Origin of the sequence: Streptomyces tauricus (genome assembly GCF_014650955.1) — a bacterium.
Taxonomy (GTDB): Bacteria; Actinomycetota; Actinomycetes; order Streptomycetales; family Streptomycetaceae; genus Streptomyces; species Streptomyces tauricus.
The window spans coordinates 96,474-112,480 of the sequence record NZ_BMVY01000009.1 but is presented as its reverse complement, the minus strand read 5'-3'; the positions used below and the strand labels follow the sequence as shown (position 1 = coordinate 112,480).

Annotated in this window: 12 protein-coding genes, 1 tRNA gene and 1 pseudogene; 9 read left to right on the top strand and 5 right to left on the bottom strand. The window is 70.2% G+C overall.

Annotated features, from left to right (window positions below; genetic code table 11):
- The first annotated feature begins 218 nt into the window (after positions 1 to 218).
- Positions 219 to 2,549: a transglycosylase domain-containing protein gene (locus tag IE278_RS16875; protein ID WP_189773143.1), complete on the top strand. Its 2,331-nt coding sequence runs from the start codon at positions 219 to 221 to the stop codon at positions 2,547 to 2,549.
- Positions 2,550 to 2,691: 142 nt separating this feature from the next.
- Here IE278_RS16875 and IE278_RS16870 read toward each other — a convergent pair whose 3' ends face one another.
- Positions 2,692 to 3,156 carry a GatB/YqeY domain-containing protein gene (locus IE278_RS16870; RefSeq protein ID WP_189773142.1) on the bottom strand — a complete coding sequence of 155 codons (465 nt, stop codon included), beginning with the start codon at positions 3,154 to 3,156 and terminating at the stop codon, positions 2,692 to 2,694.
- Between the two features lie 109 nt (positions 3,157 to 3,265).
- Here IE278_RS16870 and IE278_RS16865 point away from each other — a divergent pair, with 109 nt between their 5' ends.
- From IE278_RS16865 to IE278_RS16855, 3 genes are all read left to right on the top strand, one after another.
- Positions 3,266 to 4,204: a metallophosphoesterase gene (locus IE278_RS16865; protein WP_189773140.1), complete on the top strand. Its 939-nt coding sequence runs from the start codon at positions 3,266 to 3,268 to the stop codon at positions 4,202 to 4,204.
- Between the two features lie 203 nt (positions 4,205 to 4,407).
- Positions 4,408 to 5,214 (top strand): Pr6Pr family membrane protein, encoded by an 807-nt coding sequence (locus tag IE278_RS16860; RefSeq protein WP_189773138.1) that lies wholly within the window; start codon positions 4,408 to 4,410, stop codon positions 5,212 to 5,214.
- A 50-nt stretch (positions 5,215 to 5,264) separates the two neighbouring features.
- Positions 5,265 to 5,338, top strand: a tRNA-Pro gene (locus IE278_RS16855).
- Positions 5,339 to 5,423: 85 nt separating this feature from the next.
- Here the strand turns inward: IE278_RS16855 and IE278_RS16850 are convergent.
- Complete coding sequence (locus IE278_RS16850) at positions 5,424 to 6,599, bottom strand: serine hydrolase domain-containing protein (protein WP_189773137.1); 1,176 nt, start codon at positions 6,597 to 6,599, stop codon at positions 5,424 to 5,426.
- A gap of 383 nt (positions 6,600 to 6,982) precedes the next feature.
- Here IE278_RS16850 and IE278_RS16845 point away from each other — a divergent pair, with 383 nt between their 5' ends.
- The 3 genes and pseudogenes from IE278_RS16845 to IE278_RS16835 all read left to right on the top strand — a co-directional run.
- Entirely contained in the window at positions 6,983 to 7,441 is a 459-nt protein-coding gene (locus tag IE278_RS16845) for a hypothetical protein (RefSeq protein ID WP_189773136.1), read from the top strand.
- Positions 7,442 to 7,525: 84 nt separating this feature from the next.
- The gene (locus IE278_RS16840) at positions 7,526 to 8,032 is read left to right on the top strand and encodes a hypothetical protein (RefSeq protein WP_246570353.1); all 507 of its coding nucleotides are present in this window, start codon (positions 7,526 to 7,528) and stop codon (positions 8,030 to 8,032) included.
- Between the two features lie 36 nt (positions 8,033 to 8,068).
- A pseudogene (locus IE278_RS16835) lies at positions 8,069 to 8,224 on the top strand (DUF397 domain-containing protein); the annotation flags it as partial.
- A gap of 132 nt (positions 8,225 to 8,356) precedes the next feature.
- Here the strand turns inward: IE278_RS16835 and IE278_RS16830 are convergent.
- The 3 genes from IE278_RS16830 to IE278_RS16820 all read right to left on the bottom strand — a co-directional run bounded on the left by IE278_RS16830 (position 8,357) and on the right by IE278_RS16820 (position 11,310).
- The gene (locus tag IE278_RS16830) at positions 8,357 to 9,337 is read right to left on the bottom strand and encodes an SMP-30/gluconolactonase/LRE family protein (RefSeq protein ID WP_189773134.1); all 981 of its coding nucleotides are present in this window, start codon (positions 9,335 to 9,337) and stop codon (positions 8,357 to 8,359) included.
- A 150-nt stretch (positions 9,338 to 9,487) separates the two neighbouring features.
- On the bottom strand, positions 9,488 to 10,282 hold the full coding sequence (locus tag IE278_RS16825; protein WP_189773133.1) for a TIGR03943 family putative permease subunit: 795 nt from the start codon (positions 10,280 to 10,282) through the stop codon (positions 9,488 to 9,490).
- Positions 10,279 to 11,310, bottom strand: a complete 1,032-nt coding sequence (locus IE278_RS16820; protein WP_373312008.1) for a permease — start codon at positions 11,308 to 11,310, stop codon at positions 10,279 to 10,281. The genes IE278_RS16825 and IE278_RS16820 overlap by 4 nt, the downstream gene beginning before the upstream one ends.
- 370 nt (positions 11,311 to 11,680) lie before the next feature.
- Here IE278_RS16820 and IE278_RS16815 point away from each other — a divergent pair, with 370 nt between their 5' ends.
- The gene (locus IE278_RS16815) at positions 11,681 to 13,783 is read left to right on the top strand and encodes a potassium channel family protein (RefSeq protein WP_189773132.1); all 2,103 of its coding nucleotides are present in this window, start codon (positions 11,681 to 11,683) and stop codon (positions 13,781 to 13,783) included.
- Between the two features lie 215 nt (positions 13,784 to 13,998).
- Positions 13,999 to 15,876 carry a S9 family peptidase gene (locus IE278_RS16810; protein ID WP_189773130.1) on the top strand — a complete coding sequence of 626 codons (1,878 nt, stop codon included), beginning with the start codon at positions 13,999 to 14,001 and terminating at the stop codon, positions 15,874 to 15,876.
- The last annotated feature ends 131 nt before the right edge of the window (positions 15,877 to 16,007 follow it).

The following is a 16,007-nucleotide window of genomic DNA, read 5'->3' as shown; positions in this document are numbered from 1 at the left end:
TTCCCGGCAAACCGGGGCAGTTGAGTTGCGTCACAACGGACACCAGGTGACACATAAGGCGGATTCGGGCACGTCCTCAACAAAAAAGTCGAGTGTCGACCGAACCGATTAGGGGTCGCCGGACGTATTGATACGTGGTCCTACTGCTGTGACAGTTGAGAGCAGCTTAGGCCAATGCCTATACGCGTGTCCGGCGAATGAGAACGTAGGCTGCCCTCATGCCAAAGAAGCGCTCGGGCGGTGGTCTGTCTCCCACGCAGCAGGCCGCCAAGTTCCTCGGTGTCAGTGTGCTCGCGGGGGCCGTCATGGCCGGGATCGCCGTGCCGGCGTTCGGTGCGCTCGGACTCGCGGCCAAGGGTTCGGTGGAGGGGTTCGACGAGATCCCGGCCAACCTGAAGCGGCCGCCGCTGAGCCAGCGCACCACGATCCTGGACAACCAGGGCGGCCAGATCGCCACGGTCTACTCACGTGACCGCACGGTGGTCGACCTCAAGGACATCTCGCCGTACATGCAGAAGGCGATCGTCGCGATCGAGGACGCGCGGTTCTACGAGCACGGCGCGGTCGACCTCAAGGGCGTCCTGCGCGCCCTCAACAAGAACGCGCAGAGCGGCGCCGTCTCGGAGGGCGCCTCGACGCTCACCCAGCAGTACGTGAAGAACGTCTTCGTGGAGGAGGCCGGCGACGACCCGACTAAGGTCGCCCAGGCCACCCAGCAGACCCTCGGCCGCAAGGTCCGCGAGCTGAAGTTCGCGATCCAGGTCGAGGAGGAGCTGGGCAAGAAGAAGATCCTCGAGAACTACCTGAACATCACGTTCTTCGGGCAGCAGGCCTACGGCGTGGAGGCGGCGGCCCAGCGCTACTTCTCCAAGTCCGCCAAGGACCTGGAGGTCCAGGAGGCCGCGCTGCTGGCCGGCATCGTCCAGTCGCCGACCCGGTACGACCCGGTGAACGACGAGGCCGAGGCCACGAAGCGGCGCAACGTGGTGCTGCAGCGCATGGCCGAGGTGCACGACATCTCGCAGGCGGAGGCCACCGAGGCCAAGAAGAAGCCGCTCGGCCTCAAGGTCAGCAAGCCGAACAACGGCTGCATCACGGCCGTCAAGGACTCCAGCTTCTTCTGCGACTACGTACGTGAGGTGTTCCTGAACGACCCGGTCTTCGGCAAGACCCAGAAGGCCCGGGCCAAGGTCTGGAACCAGGGCGGTCTGACGATCCGTACGACGCTCGACCCGCAGGCGCAGAAATCGGTCCAGACCTCGCTCAAGGACCACGTCAACCAGTCGGACAAGGTCGCGGCGGCGTCGACGCTGGTCGAGCCCGGCTCCGGCAAGATCCTGGCGATGGGCCAGTCGAAGCCGTACGGCTACGGCAAGAACGAGACCGAGATCAACTACTCGGTCGACCAGAAGATGGGCGGCTCGAACTTCGGCTTCCCGACCGGTTCGACGTTCAAGCCGTTCCTGGCCGCGGCGGCCCTGGAGGGCGGCAAGCCCGTCACGCAGTCCTATCCGGCGCCGTTCGAGATGCCGTACCCCGACAGCGTCCAGGCGTGCGGCGGGAAGGTCTGGCGCAACAGCGAGAGCGCGAAGGTCGAGAACGAGGACGAGTCGGAGGTCGGCCCGTACGCGCTGAAGAAGGCCATGGCGCTGTCGGTCAACACCTACTTCGTGCAGATGCTCGAAGACATCGGGATGTGCCCGGTGGTGGAGATGACCGACAAGCTGGGCGTCGTGCAGGGCAACGGCACGAAGCTGCCCGAGCAGCCCTCGTCGATGACCCTCGGCTCCACCGGTATCTCGCCGCTGACCATGGCGAGCGCGTACGCCGCCTTCGCCAACCGGGGCACGTACTGCACGCCGGTCGCGATCGCGTCGATCAGCCAGAAGCTCGGCGGTGAGAAGAAGTCCCTGCCGGTTCCGAAGACGTCCTGCTCGCGCGCGATGTCGGAGACCACCGCGGACACCGTCAACACGCTGCTGAGCGGTGTGGTCGACTCCGGTACGGGTCAGGAGGCCGGTCTCACCGACCGCGCCAACGCCGGCAAGACCGGTACGACGGACTACCGCAAGAACGCCTGGTTCGTCGGCTACACGCCGAACCTGTCCGGCGCGGTCTGGGTCGGCAGTGCCACCCAGAAGGTCAAGATGGTCAACATCACCATCGGCGGGACGTGGCACGAGAAGGTCTTCGGTGGCGCGGTGCCGGGGCCGATCTGGAAGGACGCCATGACCGGCGCCCTGTCCGGCAAGGAGTCCCCGAGCTTCAACCTCGTCAACATCCCCGACGCCGACAAGGACCGCGACAAGGGGCGGGGCGACGGAGACAACGACGACAACGGCAACGGGGACGACGACAACGGGAACGGTAACGGGGAGAACCGGGGAAATGACAACGGGGGCGGCACCGACGGTGGCCAGCCCCAGATCCCCACGCCGACCTTCTCCATCCCCGACGAGTGGACGATCGGTGGGAACGACGGCGGCGGCGGTAACAACGGCGGTGGGAACGGGAACGGTGGTGGCATCGGCGGCGGCAACTGGCCGTAGCCCGGCCTGACTTCTCCCGCTCCACCCGCTTTACCTGCGTTACCTGCGTTACCCGCTCTGCTTGTACGCCGATGGGGGCGCCCCTTGTTCTGGGGCGCCCCCATCGGCGTACGGGAGAAGGGCGGGTCGTTTGCGGCCGGGGTCAGCCCGCGAGGCGCTTCTTGACCTCCGCGGCGACGCGGCCGCCCTCCGCCAGGCCGGCCACCTTCGGGTTCACGATCTTCATGACCTGACCCATGGCACGGGGGCCCTCGGCGCCGGCCGCCTTCGCCTCCTCGACCGCCTGCGCGACGATCTGCTGGAGCTCGTCGTCGGAGAGCTGCTTGGGCAGGTACTCGGCGAGAACCTCGCCCTCCGCCTTCTCGCGCTCGGCCGACTCGGCACGGCCGCCCTTCGCGAAGGCGTCGGCCGCCTCACGGCGCTTCTTCGCCTCCTTGGCGATCACCGTCTGCACCTCGTCGTCGGAGAGTTCGCGCTTCTGCTCGCCCGCGACCTCCTCCTTCTGGACGGCGGCGAGGGTCAGCCGGAGCGTCGAGGAACGGAGCTCGTCGCGCCCCTTGATCGCGGCGTTGAGGTCTGCCTGCAGCTTCGACTTGAGCGTGGTCATGGGGTTGATTGTCGCAGGTGTGGTGCGGCGGACGCCCGTGCATTTCGGCCGGGGCTCTCCTCGGCGGCCCGTGGGCTTCGCGGCGGCCGGGGTCTGACACGATGGGCGTATGCGCGCGCGATACGGAGTACCACTGGGAATCGCGGCGGCTGGCGCCGCCGGTCTGCTCTACTCGGCGGGGTTCGAAGCCCGCTCGTTCAGACTTCGGCGGGTGACGGTCCCGGTGCTGCCCCCCGGGATGCGACCGCTGCGCGTGCTCCAGGTCTCCGACATCCACATGGTGAGCGGGCAGCGCAAGAAGCAGCGCTGGCTGCGTTCGCTGGCGGGGCTGCGCCCCGACTTCGTCATCAACACCGGGGACAACCTCTCGGACCCCGAGGGCGTACCGGAGGTCATGGACGCCCTCAGGCCCCTGATGGAGTTCCCCGGCGCGTACGTCTTCGGCTCGAACGACTACTACGGGCCCACGCTCCGCAACCCGGCCCGCTACCTGTTCGAGAAGACACAGGGCCGGCACGGGCTGAACGGCAACGCGCCCGCCGTCAACGTCGTCCACAACCCGTGGGAGGAGCTGCGCGACGGCTTCGACGCGGCGGGCTGGCTGAACCTGACGAACGTCCGGGGCACGCTGAAGATCGACGGCTTCGAGATCGAGCTGACCGGGCTCGACGACCCGCACGTCAAGCGCGACCGGTACGCGCGCGTGGCCGGCGGCCCGTCCGATGCGGCCGACCTCTCCCTGGGCATCGTGCACGCGCCGTACCTGCGCGCGCTGGACGCCTTCACCGCGGACGGCTACCCGCTGGTCCTGGCGGGCCACACGCACGGCGGGCAGCTGTGCATCCCCTTCTACGGCGCCCTGGTCACCAACTGCGACCTGGACACCGACCGGGTGAAGGGCCTGTCCACGTACACGGAGGCGGAGTCGGGCCTGACGTCCTACCTGCACGTCTCGGCGGGCTGCGGGACGAGCAGGTACACACCGGTACGGTTCGCGTGCCCACCGGAGGCGACGCTGCTGACGCTCACGGGGCGGGATTCGGCGTAGCGGGGCGGGGGCGGCGTAGCAGGGCGGGGCGGCGTAGCGGGGCGGGGGCGGCGTAGCAGGGCGGGGCGGCGTAGCGGGGCGGGGCTCCGCATAGGGGGTGGGGCTGCACGTAAGCGGGGAGATCCCCGCCCGCGCCTCCCGACCCCCACCCATCCGGTTCAATCCACCTCGCCCCTTTTGTCGTGCCCTCCTAGCGTGAGGGCATGACCACCCCCATACCTGCGGACATCCCGGACATACCCCGGATCCCCGGGATAGCCGCCAGTGCCGCCGCTGCCGCCGTCCCCGTCGTGCCCGCGTACGCGGTGGTCCCGCGTGTACGCCGGCCCCTGGTCGCCGTCTACCGCCTGCTCGTCGCCCTGGCAGCGGCTGCGGGCGTGGCGCTCGACCTGCTGCTGGGCGACCCCGTCCGCGTCCTGAGCTACGCCACGATCCTGAGCAGCATCCTGGTGGCCGCGGTCTTCACCGTCTCGGCCTCGCGGGCCTGGAAGGCCCGCCACCCGCTGCGGCCGTCCCTCACCGCCTGCACCGTGCTGTACGCGGTCGGGACGGGCCTGGTCTACCACCTGCTCCTGGCCGACGACGCGACCGCCTTCTCCATGACGGGCGACGCCACGGCGCTCACCGGCTGGCACGCGGTCACGAACCAGCTGCTGCACACGGCGATCCCGGTGGCGGTCGCGCTGGACTGGCTCCTGCTGACCCGCCCGGGGGCTCTGCGCCTGCACAGCGCGGCCACCTGGATGATCCTCCCGGTCGCATTCCTGGCGTACACGGTGACCCGGGGCCTGCTCCTCCCCCCGGGCACGCCGGCCCGCTTCCGCTATCCCTTCCTCGACGTGTCCGAGCACGGCTTCGTCGAGATCCTCGGCAACGTGACGATCCTCGGCCTCGCCTGTTACGCCCTGGCCGTCCTCCTCGTGGCCCTGGACCACATCAGGCCTGGCCCACGCCGCCACCGCGCCCCGGAAAACCGGATTTCGTCTCCGGCCACCGGTGGGCTAAAGTAAACGACGTCGCCACGGCACACACCACGAGAGTGGCTCGCCGCCAGCGACATCGGGGTGTAGCGCAGCTTGGCAGCGCGCTTCGTTCGGGACGAAGAGGTCGTGGGTTCAAATCCCGCCACCCCGACAGCCAAAACAGCAGGTGAGGCACCTACGGATTTCCGTAGGTGCCTCACCTGTTTCTGCGTGCCTGTTCAGCTGAGAGGTGCCGGCTAGGGCGCCGTCGCTGAGCCGTCGTAGACGTTCTTCGGAGTCGCGATCGCTGTGATCGCGCGGGCCAGCAGCGTGGACGGTTCCTGGCCCTCGCTCGTGATGTCGGTGTTCATCATGATGACCAGGGTGGCCTTCTGCGAAGGCAGGTAGACCGTCACCGTCTCGTAGCCCGGAATCGAGCCGTTGTGGCCGGTCCAGCCGTTGGTCTTGAGGATGCCTAGGCCGTAGGTGGTTCCGGGAATGCCGGTGGGGAGGGTTCTGAGGCGCTGTTTTTGGGTCTCGGGGCTGAGCAGTTGACCGGTCGCGACCGACTTGGCCCAGTGTCGGAGGTCGTGCAGGTTCGAGATCATCGACCCCGCCGCCCAGGCCCAGCTGGGGTTCCAGTCCGTCGCGTCCTCGACCTCGCCGCTCAGTGTCTGGTCGGTGTAGCCGCGCGGGTGCGGCTGCGGGAACTCGTTGCCGTGCGGGAACAGTGTGTGGTGCAGGTGCGCCGGGCGCAGCACGCGGTCGTGGATGACGTCGGCGAGCGGGCGGCCGGTCACCTTTTCGATCACCATGCCCAGCAGGACGAGGTTGGAATTGAAGTACTGGAACTTCTCGCCCGGCGCGAAGGTGTTGCGGTGCTTGAAGCCGTACGCGAGGGACTGGCGTGGGGTGAAGGTGCGCTGTGGGTCGCTCAACAGGTCCTGTACGAAGTCGGCGTCCTCGGTGTAGGGGAACAGGCCGCTGCGCATCCCCGCGAGTTGGCGCAGCGTGATGCGGCGGCCGTTGGGCACGCCCTTGACGTACGTGGAGATCGGATCGTCCAGGCCGATACGGCCCTCGTCCACGAGTTGCAGGAGTGCGGTGACGGTGAACGTCTTCGTCTCGCTGCCGATCCTGACGAAGAAGTCCGCGGACATCGGCTCGCCGGTTCTTGTGTCGGCTACGCCCATCGAACGGATGTAACAGCCCTTGGCCGGCATCCACAGACCTACGACCGCCCCGGGGATGTTCGCCTTCCGTCCGACGTCGTCCATCGCCTTGTCGAGGCGGGATGTGAGCTTGCTGCTCAAGCTCTTCCGGCAGCCGCCTGTATCGGGATGGGCCGCGGCCGGGTTGGCTGCCGTCGGCGCCCACAAGGACGCGGCGAGCAGCGCTGCGCAGAGAGTGCGGCGGGAGGTGGTACGTCTCATTGAGGGCGCCTCTTCCAGACAGGGCAGGGGGCGGACGTCATGAACATCACCACCCCCGCCCGCGACGCAAGCCCCATCGCCCGCTCCGGTGTCGAGGAATTCACTCGTCCGGCGCCCACTGCGCACCAGAGGGGGCAGCCCTTCCCCCTCACCCCACAGCTCCGCGTCGCGTCCCGCACTGCAACCGTCCGTGTTCTCAAAGAGTCGTATCCGCCGTGACCGGAACTCGTACACACCGCTGCTTGGGGTTGTCGCGCGGCTGCGCCGCCGGCCTCGGCTTCGGAGGTCTGGTCCTCGCTGCAGTCGGGAGTTGGAGCGGTCTCCTGCTGGTCGTGCGGGGGCGGGTCGTTCCCGGGTGAGGGCTGAGTGCGGCTCTGCTTGTCATGGCGCTCGTTCTGCGCGGGGCACTCAAGCGGGCGTATCCACCGGCGGCGGTGGATGCCGCGCGTCTTCCACGGAAGCAGACCGTCTGGGTACCGCTGGGGGTTCGTCTGCTGATCGTCGCGGCGGTGTTCGGCATCGCAGGAGGAGCGTTGGGCGATCTGTTCCTCGGCGCGGAGTACCGCGTGCTGCGTCCCTCGGGGCCGGGGGGCTGCACGGCGGTGGTGCGCGAGGCGTCCTTCCTCATGAGCGGCGGTGGCGAGGCGTGGGCGGTGGGGCGCACCGGCCTGGCCTTCGGCGAGTCGGGCTCCTGGACGGTCGACGACGGTTACCGGCCCGTCGCCTCAGGCACTTACGCCTTGGACTGGGGGCGGGACGGCGGCCTTCTGCAGATCAGCGGCACGAGCACCAACCCCGTCGCCAGCGGGGGATCGGCCGACCTCGACTGCGGGTGGTGGTGAGGCTGCCGCCCGAAGGGCGGTTACGACGGCAGACGGGCTCCTGAACCTTGGTCGCCGGCCGCGGAGTTGGCAGGATGCTCAGCCATGGGCGCGAGAGATGACAGTGACGAGGCGTACGTCGTCGGTCTGTGCGACCTGATCCTCGGCGAGAGCGGTCTGCCGCAGCACAAGTTCGACTGGCTGCTGGGGGATCCCGGCACGAACGGTCGCCGCGCCAGGCTGCCGGTCGATGCCTTTTGGCCCGGCCATGGGCTCGTGGTCGAGTACCGCGAACTGCAGCACGATCAGCCGACGCCCCACTTCGACAAGCCGGACCGGCTCACTGTCAGCGGGGTTCACCGCGGCGAGCAACGGGCCTTGTACGACGCGCGGCGGGACACGGAGATTCCCGCCCACGGGCTGCGGCTGGTCGTTGTCCGGCCCGCGGATCTCGATGCGGACGGCCGCGGACGGTTGCGCCGCAACAAGAAGGCCGACCTCGCGGCGCTGAAGAAGATCCTCGCCACCGGCAGCACCGGCGACACCGTCAACCAGTACCTGGTCCGCCGATCGATGCCGACATTGCCTACGGGTAACTGCTGCGGCGCATGACGAGTCAGGGCCCCCGTACGTGTTACGCGCAGCAACCAGGCGGGCGGCAACTGCGTGGAGGTCGCCGACAGTTTCCCCGGCGTCGTCCCCGTCCGTGACAGCAAGGTCCCGTACGGGCCCACTCTGGTCGTCGACTCGGGGGCTTGGGCCGTGTTCATAGCCCGGGTGAAGGTCGGGTCGTACCGCTTCTGAGTCGGCGAAGTGCCGGCCAGCGTCCGGAAAAGCCTCCGCGACCGCAGCCGCTCCGGATCTGCCGGATACGGAGGCAGGGTCTGCGGTTCGGACGGCGGTCGTACCCCTCCTTCGGGGATGACACCAAGAAGGTCAGATCGGCACCGCCACCCCCGTGAACGTCGTCTCCGGGGTCTGAGGGCTCGTGAAGCGGGCGTTGACCAAGTAGAGGCGGTTGGCGAAGCGGGCCGCTGTGGTGGGGACGTCGAAGCGGGGGTCCGTGATCGTGCCGGTCAGCGTCGCCGTCGTGGAGGTCGAGTCCAGGTGGAACACGCTGATCAGGTTCAGGCGGTTCTGGACCACGTACAGGGTGCGGCCGATCCGGTAGAGGCCGTCGCCGTTCACGACGTCCGCCGCGCCGGCCAGGGTGATGCGGGTGGCGTGGCCCGTCCGGGTGATCACCTTGTACAGCTCGCCCGGGTTGCTCTTGACCACGATCAGGGCCCGGCCGTCGGGGGTCCCCACGATGCCGTTGGCGTTGTTGACGTCCGGGAGCTGGACCCAGTCGCCGATGAGCGGCAGGGTGCGTACGGCTCCGGAGCGGCCCCTCGGGACCCCGTACAGTGCCGCCGCCCGTGAGTCCGTGAACCACGCTCTGTCGCCCAGCAACGTCACATCGTTGATGAAGTGGCCCGTCGCTTCGCTCAGTTGGTGTGTTGCCACCACATTGCCCGTGCGGGAGTCGTGGGTACGGGCCACTCCCGTGTTGCCCGCCACATACAGCAGGCCGTCGCTGTCCAGTTTCAGGCCCACCGCCACCAGGCCCGTGGCGCCCGCGAAGAGGATGCCGCCCTCGCCCGTACGCAGATCGGTACGGTAGATCGCGCCGTTCGCGCGCGAGCCCATGTACGCGTACGGTTTCCTGCCGATGGCTATGCCCTCGGGGAGGAAGCCGTCGGGGAGGGGGAACTGCGTCGGCCAGGTGGCGGGGGAGATCGCCGCCGCCGCGTTGACCGTTCCTGTCGCCGTCGCCGTCGCCGTCCCCGTCGCCACCGTGAACGCGGCGAGCGCCGCGCCGCCCAGCAGCGTGCGGCGCGAGGGGTGTTCGCGGGTCGTGCGGATCGAGTGGGTCATCGTTCCTGGCCTCCTTGGAGGGTCTGAGAACTTCAACTCCGTACGTGCCGTACCTTCATCCTGGCTCAACCTCGCCCCACCCATCCCGCCCGTGCCCCGCATCGACAGAGGATCGACAGCTTGACGGTCCCCGTGCGGGTACGTGACGCCTCAGCCGTTCCAGCTCTCGTCGTACGGGTCCTTGGGAGCCTTGATCGGCTTCGTCTCCGTGACGTTCAGGAACGGGATGATGCCGTCGTTCACCGGGTCCTTCGTCTGCTTGCCGGTGTACGTGCCCGTCACCTCCAGCCAGGTGTCCGGGCGCAGGACCGTCGGCGTGCGGCCGGTCAGGCCGATCTTCACCGGCTGGGCGTCCGCGGCACAGCAACTGAGCGCCATGCGCATCAAGTAGGGCGTGCCGTCGCTGCCCACCGCCAGGAAGCCCGCCGTCCTGATACGGCGGTCGTCGAGCGAACGGCCGTGGTCGTACGCGGCGCGGCCCGCGTAGTCCACGAGGCTGAGGCGGACGGTGTCCCCCTTGGGCAGTTCCGCGAAGCCCCACGGCTGTTTCTGCAGCGCCGTTCCCGTGCGCATCGCGCTGTACGAGCCGAGCGCCGGCGGGGACACCAGGACGAGGGCCAGGAGGGGGAGGACCATGAGCCAGGCGATACGGGGTTCCCGGTGGGCGTGGCCGTCTCCGTCCCGGTGGGCATGGCCGCCTCCGTCTCCGTCCCCATCTCGCTCTCCGTCGCCATCTCGCTCTCCGTCCCCATCCCGCTGCGGGCGTGGCGACCGGCGTTCGTACCAGACCGTCGCGATCGCCGTGGCTATCAGGACCACCCCCGCCGTCAGCAGCAACGGCCTCAACCCCGCCTTGACGTACCGCAGATAGAGGTCGGTGAGGCCCGCGTGCAGGATCGCCCCGCCGGTGAGGAGGAGTACGGCTGCCTGCGCCTGGCGGTTCACAGGAGCACCGCCCCGACCAGGGACGACACCAGGACGGCCAGGGTGAAGGTGGCGGGCGCGAAGCGCAGGGCGAAACCTCGGCCGAACGTCGCCGTCTGCATCGCGAAGAGTTTCAGGTCGATCATCGGGCCGACGACCAGGAAGGTCAGTCGGGCCGTGAGCGAGAACTGGGTGAGGGACGCCGCCACGAAGGCGTCCGCCTCGGAGCAGATGGACAGGAGTACGGCCAGGACCGCCAGGGCGAGGATCGAGAACACCAGGTTGTCGGCGGCCAGGCCGAGCCAGTCCGCCGGGACCACCGCCTTGAGCGTCGCCGCGGCCATCGCGCCGACGACCAGGAATCCACCCGCGTGCATCACGTCGTGCCGTACCGAGCCCCAGAACGCCGCCCCTTTCCCGAGGTCTTCCCAGGACGGGCGGTCCGGCGGGCGCAGCCAGTCCGCGCGGCCCAGCCGGTGCCAGAGCCAGCCCATCGCGCAGGCCACCAGCAGGCTCGCCACGAATCGCGCCAGGACCATCTCCGGGTCGCCCGGGAACGCCACCGCGGTCGCCGTCAGCACGATCGGGTTGATCGCGGGCGCCGACAGGAGAAACGCCAGCGCCGCCGCGGGCGTGACACCCCGGCGTACCAGCGCCCCGGCCACCGGCACGGACGCGCACTCGCAGCCCGGCAGCACCGCTCCGGCCATGCCCGCGACCGGTACCGCGAGCGCCGGCCGCTTCGGCAGCGCGCGGGCGAAGAACGACGGCGGGACGAACACCGCGATGACCGCCGACAGCATCACACCGAGCACCAGGAAGGGCAGCGCCTGCACGATCACCGCGACGAACACGGTCATCCAGCTCTGCATCACCGGTGCGGACAACGCCCCGCGGATCGGTCCCTGGAGCACCACACCCGCGAGCAGCAGCATGGTCAGGACGAGGGGGGAGTTGAACTGCCAGCCCTTCGGTTCGCCGGCATCGGCCGTCGTGCCGTCCGGCTCGCTGTCCTCCACCGCGGGCCGCGTCGCGTTGGTTGTGGTCACGGGAGAGGTACCTCCGGTAGGGAGGGGCTTCGTCGGTGGACTCCGTCGGTGGACTCCGTCGGTGGATTCCGTGGGTGGATCGCCCTCCACCTTGAGTACGCCTGATCCGGCACAGCTTCTCATCCCGGTCCGCCGCCGGTGTCCGGGGCCGGTGTCCTGGGCCGGTGTCCTGGGCCGGTTCGCCGCCGGTCCCCTCGTGGCAGGTCACCGTGCAACCGACCGTGCCCGTACGGCACTCTGTGCTGTTGTGGGGAGCCTTCCGAACCAGAGCGGACCGAATCAGAGCAGACCGAACGACCGCGGAGCGGACGACCGCGGGCCGAGCGATCGCGGACGGCACGATCGCGGACGGAATGACGGAGCCACGCACATGGTGGTGTGCGGGGACGACGCTCTCGCGCACCGGCTCGCGGCCGAGTTGCGGGGCGTCTACGGGGAGCGCGTGACGCTGGTCGTGCCGTCCGCCGAGCGGAACGTGCGGCCCCCGGTCGTGGGACGCGCCCGCGCCTCGACCCTGCTCGACCGCGTGTCGGCCGCGATGACCCGGGCGGCGGGCAACGGCGTCACCGGCGGGAGCGGTGAGGGTGGAAGCGGAGGCGGTGGCGGCGGGGCCTCCCAAGGACGGTCCGCGGACCAGGTGTTGGAGGCCGCCGTACTCACCGAGGCCGTGCTCGCCGAGGCCGGGGTCGAGCGTGCCCACGCGCTGGCCCTCGTCCATGACGACGACGAGACCAACATCCGCGCGGCCCTCATGGCCCGCCGGCTCAACCCGCGCCTGCGCCTGGTCATACGGCTCTACAACCGCCGCCTCGGCCAGCACATCGAGGCCCTGCTCGACCAGGCGTCCGCCCTGGCCATGGCGGGGATCGGGGAGGCCACGGGCTCGCCCGGGCCCGGTCTTGTCGACGCCTCCACGACCGTACTCTCCGACGCGGACACCGCCGCGCCCGCGCTGGCGGCCACCGCCGTCGCCGGAACCACCAAGGTCGTACAGACCGACGGGTTGATGCTGCGAGCCGTGGAACGGCAGCCGCCGGGGCCCGGGGAGGTCGCCGACCCCGGGCTGTGCACGCTGGCCCTGCTCTCCGCCACCACCAACGACCCGGCCGGCGCTGACGGTTCGGAGAGCAGCGGCGATCAGGGGCCACGGTTGCTGCCCGACGAGGCGTCCGTGGCCGCCGCGACCGGGCGCGGCACGATCGTCCTGGAGACCGTGTCGTACTCCGGTCCCCCGTTGCCCGCCGGACGCGGTGTCCTGCCGGGCGGGATGTCCATCGGGCTGCCCCTGGGAAGGCTGTTCTCGCGGCGGCTGCGCTGGTCCTTCGCCGGTCTGGTGGCCTGTGTCGTCGCGCTCGCGGTCGCGTCCATGCTCGTCACGGGCGCCCATCCGCTGCACGCCACCTACCTGACCCTCCTCGACCTCTTCGCGATCAACGACCCCGCGCTCGACGACCCCCTCGGCCGCCAGATCCTCCAACTCCTCTCCGGGCTGGTCGGGTTGCTGCTGCTTCCCGTGCTCCTCGCCGCCGTCCTGGAGGGCCTCGGTACGTTCCGCAGCGGGACGGCGCTGCGGAAGCCACCCCGGGGGCTCTCCGGTCACGTCGTCCTCCTCGGAGTCGGCAAGATCGGTACGCGGGTCCTCGCGCGCCTTCGCGAACTCCACATCCCCGTGGTGTGCGTCGAGGCCGATCCCGAGGCGCGCGGGCTCGCGCTGGCGCGCCGGCTGCGCGTGCCCGTCGTGCTCGGTGACGTCACCCAGGAAGGCGTCCTGGAGGCCGCCAAGATTCATCGGGCGCACGCCCTGCTCGCGCTGACCAGCGCCGACACCACCAACCTCGAAGCCGCCCTGTACGCACGGTCGGTGCGCCCCGATCTGCGTGTCGTCCTGCGTCTGTACGACGACGACTTCGCCACGGCCGTCTACCGCACCCTGCGCGCCACCCACCCGCACGCGCTCACCCGCAGCCGCAGCGTCTCCCATCTGGCCGCGCCCGCCTTCGCCGGAGCGATGATGGGCCGCCAGATCCTGGGGGCGATCCCCGTGGAACGCCGGGTGCTGCTCTTCGCCGCCCTGGACGTGGCGGGACATCCGCATCTGGAGGGCCGGACCGTCGCCGAGGCGTTCCGGGCGGGGGCGTGGCGGGTCCTCGCCCTGGACACGGCGGTCGTGGACACCTCGGCCCCGTCTGCGTCTGCGTCTTCACCTCCGCGTCCGCGTCCGGCACCGTCTCCGCCTCCGTCCCCCTCGCCCTCGCCCTCTCCGTCGCCGTCGCCGTCGGTCCGTGATCGCGACGGCTCGGGCCCGGACCGGTCGGACCGGCCGGACCGGCCCTCGGGCGGACTGGTCTGGGACCTGCCACCGAACTATGTGCTGAGCGCCGGGGACCGTGTCGTCATCGCCGCCACCCGGCGGGGACTCGCCGAGCTGCTGGGGCGCCGCACGCGGGAACGCACGATCGGCGGCGCCTCTTAGCGGCGCATTTCGGCGGGGCCTCTCAGCTGTGCCTCTCGGCGGTGCTCCGGCGTGCTGCCCGGTAGCGGTCTGATAAGTGTGCGAGCGTCCCTATCGGCCCCTGAACTGCGGGGATGCGCGGTTCGACCGTGTCGTGGACCGCTTCGGCCGGAGAGTTTTCCACAGGCTGAGGGGCCCCTCGGCGCGATGTCGTCCTGTGCGTGCAATATGGGGCCATGACTGAGAGCAACGGGGCCATCCCGCACGAGGTAACCATGCCCGAATGGGAGAAGCGCTTCCGGGCGCCGCGGGTGTCCTTGCCGGACTGGGCGGAGGACGCCCCGCACCGGTCCCTGTTCGTGTCCAACGCGACAGGGACGTACGAGTTGTACGCGTGGGACCGTGCGACGGGCGCCCAGCGCCAGGTCACGGACCGGCCCAACGGAACGACGGACGGCGTGCTGTCGCCCGACGGCGAGTGGATCTGGTGGTTCGACGACAAGGACGGCGACGAGTTCGGGATCTGGCGCCGACAGCCCTTCGCCGGGCCGGAGGCTGAAGGCGCATCGACCGCATCGACCGGATCGGGCGGAACAGGCGGATCGGGCGGTCCCGACGCACCCGCTGCTCCCGGGCTCGACCCCTCCTACCCCGCCGGGCTCGCGCTCGGGCGGGACGGGCGGACGGCGATCGTCGGCAGGTCGACCGACGAGGACGGTTCGACGATCTACGTCAGCCGCACCGGCGAGGACCCCGTCGAGGTCTACCGCCACCGCGAGTCGGCCGGAGTCGGCGACCTCTCGCACGACGGCACACTGATCGCGGTCGAGCACACCGAGCACGGCGACGCGATGCACTCCGCGCTGCGGGTGCTGCGGATGGACGGTTCGACGGTCTCCGAGCTGGACGACACCAAGGGCGGTACGGCCGAGCTGGGCCTGGAGGTGCTGGGCTTCGCCCCGGTGGCCGGGGACACGCGCCTGCTCGTCGGACACCAACGGCGCGGGCGCTGGGAACCGATGGTGTGGGACGTGGTGTCCGGCGAGGAGACGGACCTGGAGCTGGCCTCGCAACTGGACGGCGACCTGAGCGCCGAGTGGTATCCGGACGGCTCCGCCCTGCTCGTCGTCAACAGCTTCGAGGCGCGCAGCGAGCTGTGGCGGTTCGACCTGGCGACCCGCGAGCTGGAGCGGGTGCCGACGCCGAAGGGCTCCGTGTCGGGCGCGACCGCACGCCCCGACGGCAGCGTGGAGTATCTGTGGTCGTCCTCCGCCGAGGCGCCGGTGGTCCGCTCGACGTCCGGCGAGGTCGTCCTCGATCCGCCCGGCATGAAGGCGCCGGAGTCGGTGCCCGTCGAGGACGTGTGGGTGACGGGTCCCGGCGGCCGTATCCACGCCCTGGTGCAGCGGCCGGCCGGAGCGAGTGGTCCCCTCCCTACCGTCTTCGACATCCACGGCGGCCCGACCTGGCACGACAGCGACTCGTTCGCGGCGGGCCCGGCGGCCTGGGTGGACCACGGGTACATGGTGATCCGGGTCAACTACCGGGGTTCCACGGGGTACGGGCGGGAGTGGACGGACGCCCTCAAGCACCGGGTCGGCCTGATCGAGCTGGAGGACATCGCGGCCGTACGGGAGTGGGCGGTCTCGTCCGGGTACGCCGACCCGGACCGGCTGATCCTGACCGGCGGTTCGTGGGGCGGCTACCTCACCCTTCTCGGTCTGGGTACGCAGCCGGAGGCGTGGGCGCTCGGTATCGCCGCGGTACCGGTCGCGGACTATGTGACGGCCTACCACGACGAGATGGAGGCCCTGAAGGCGATGGACCGCACGCTGCTCGGCGGTACTCCGGAGGAGGTTCCGGAGCGCTTCGAGGCGTCGTCCCCGCTGACGTACGTCGACGCGGTGAAGGCGCCGGTCTACATCTCCGCCGGGGTCAACGACCCGCGCTGCCCGATCCGTCAGGTCGAGAACTACGTGACCCGGCTCGCCGCGCGTGACGCGGACCACGAGGTGTACCGCTATGACGCGGGGCACGGTTCGCTGGTCGTGGACGAGCGGATCAAGCAGGTCCGCCTGGAGCTGGACTTCGCGGAGCGCCACCTGGGGGGCTGACCGGGGCGGCGGGCGGCGGGCGCCGGTCTTCCGGGGGCAGCCGCCGACGGGGGCAGCTGCCGACCGGGGGCAGCGGTCGGCCGGGGGGCGCGCCGCCGTCGACCGTCCATGGCATCGGTGTCCCTGTGAGA

What these genes read in the sequence shown, in the direction of transcription:
- IE278_RS16875 (WP_189773143.1), top strand. Translation starts at nt 219, where the DNA reads ATGCCAAAGAAGCGCTCGGGCGGTGGTCTGTCTCCCACGCAGCAGGCC.
- IE278_RS16870 (WP_189773142.1), bottom strand. Translation starts at nt 3,156, where the DNA reads ATGACCACGCTCAAGTCGAAGCTGCAGGCAGACCTCAACGCCGCGATC.
- IE278_RS16865 (WP_189773140.1), top strand. Translation starts at nt 3,266, where the DNA reads ATGCGCGCGCGATACGGAGTACCACTGGGAATCGCGGCGGCTGGCGCC.
- IE278_RS16860 (WP_189773138.1), top strand. Translation starts at nt 4,408, where the DNA reads ATGACCACCCCCATACCTGCGGACATCCCGGACATACCCCGGATCCCC.
- IE278_RS16850 (WP_189773137.1), bottom strand. Translation starts at nt 6,599, where the DNA reads ATGAGACGTACCACCTCCCGCCGCACTCTCTGCGCAGCGCTGCTCGCC.
- IE278_RS16845 (WP_189773136.1), top strand. Translation starts at nt 6,983, where the DNA reads ATGGCGCTCGTTCTGCGCGGGGCACTCAAGCGGGCGTATCCACCGGCG.
- IE278_RS16840 (WP_246570353.1), top strand. Translation starts at nt 7,526, where the DNA reads ATGGGCGCGAGAGATGACAGTGACGAGGCGTACGTCGTCGGTCTGTGC.
- IE278_RS16830 (WP_189773134.1), bottom strand. Translation starts at nt 9,337, where the DNA reads ATGACCCACTCGATCCGCACGACCCGCGAACACCCCTCGCGCCGCACG.
- IE278_RS16815 (WP_189773132.1), top strand. Translation starts at nt 11,681, where the DNA reads ATGGTGGTGTGCGGGGACGACGCTCTCGCGCACCGGCTCGCGGCCGAG.
- IE278_RS16810 (WP_189773130.1), top strand. Translation starts at nt 13,999, where the DNA reads ATGACTGAGAGCAACGGGGCCATCCCGCACGAGGTAACCATGCCCGAA.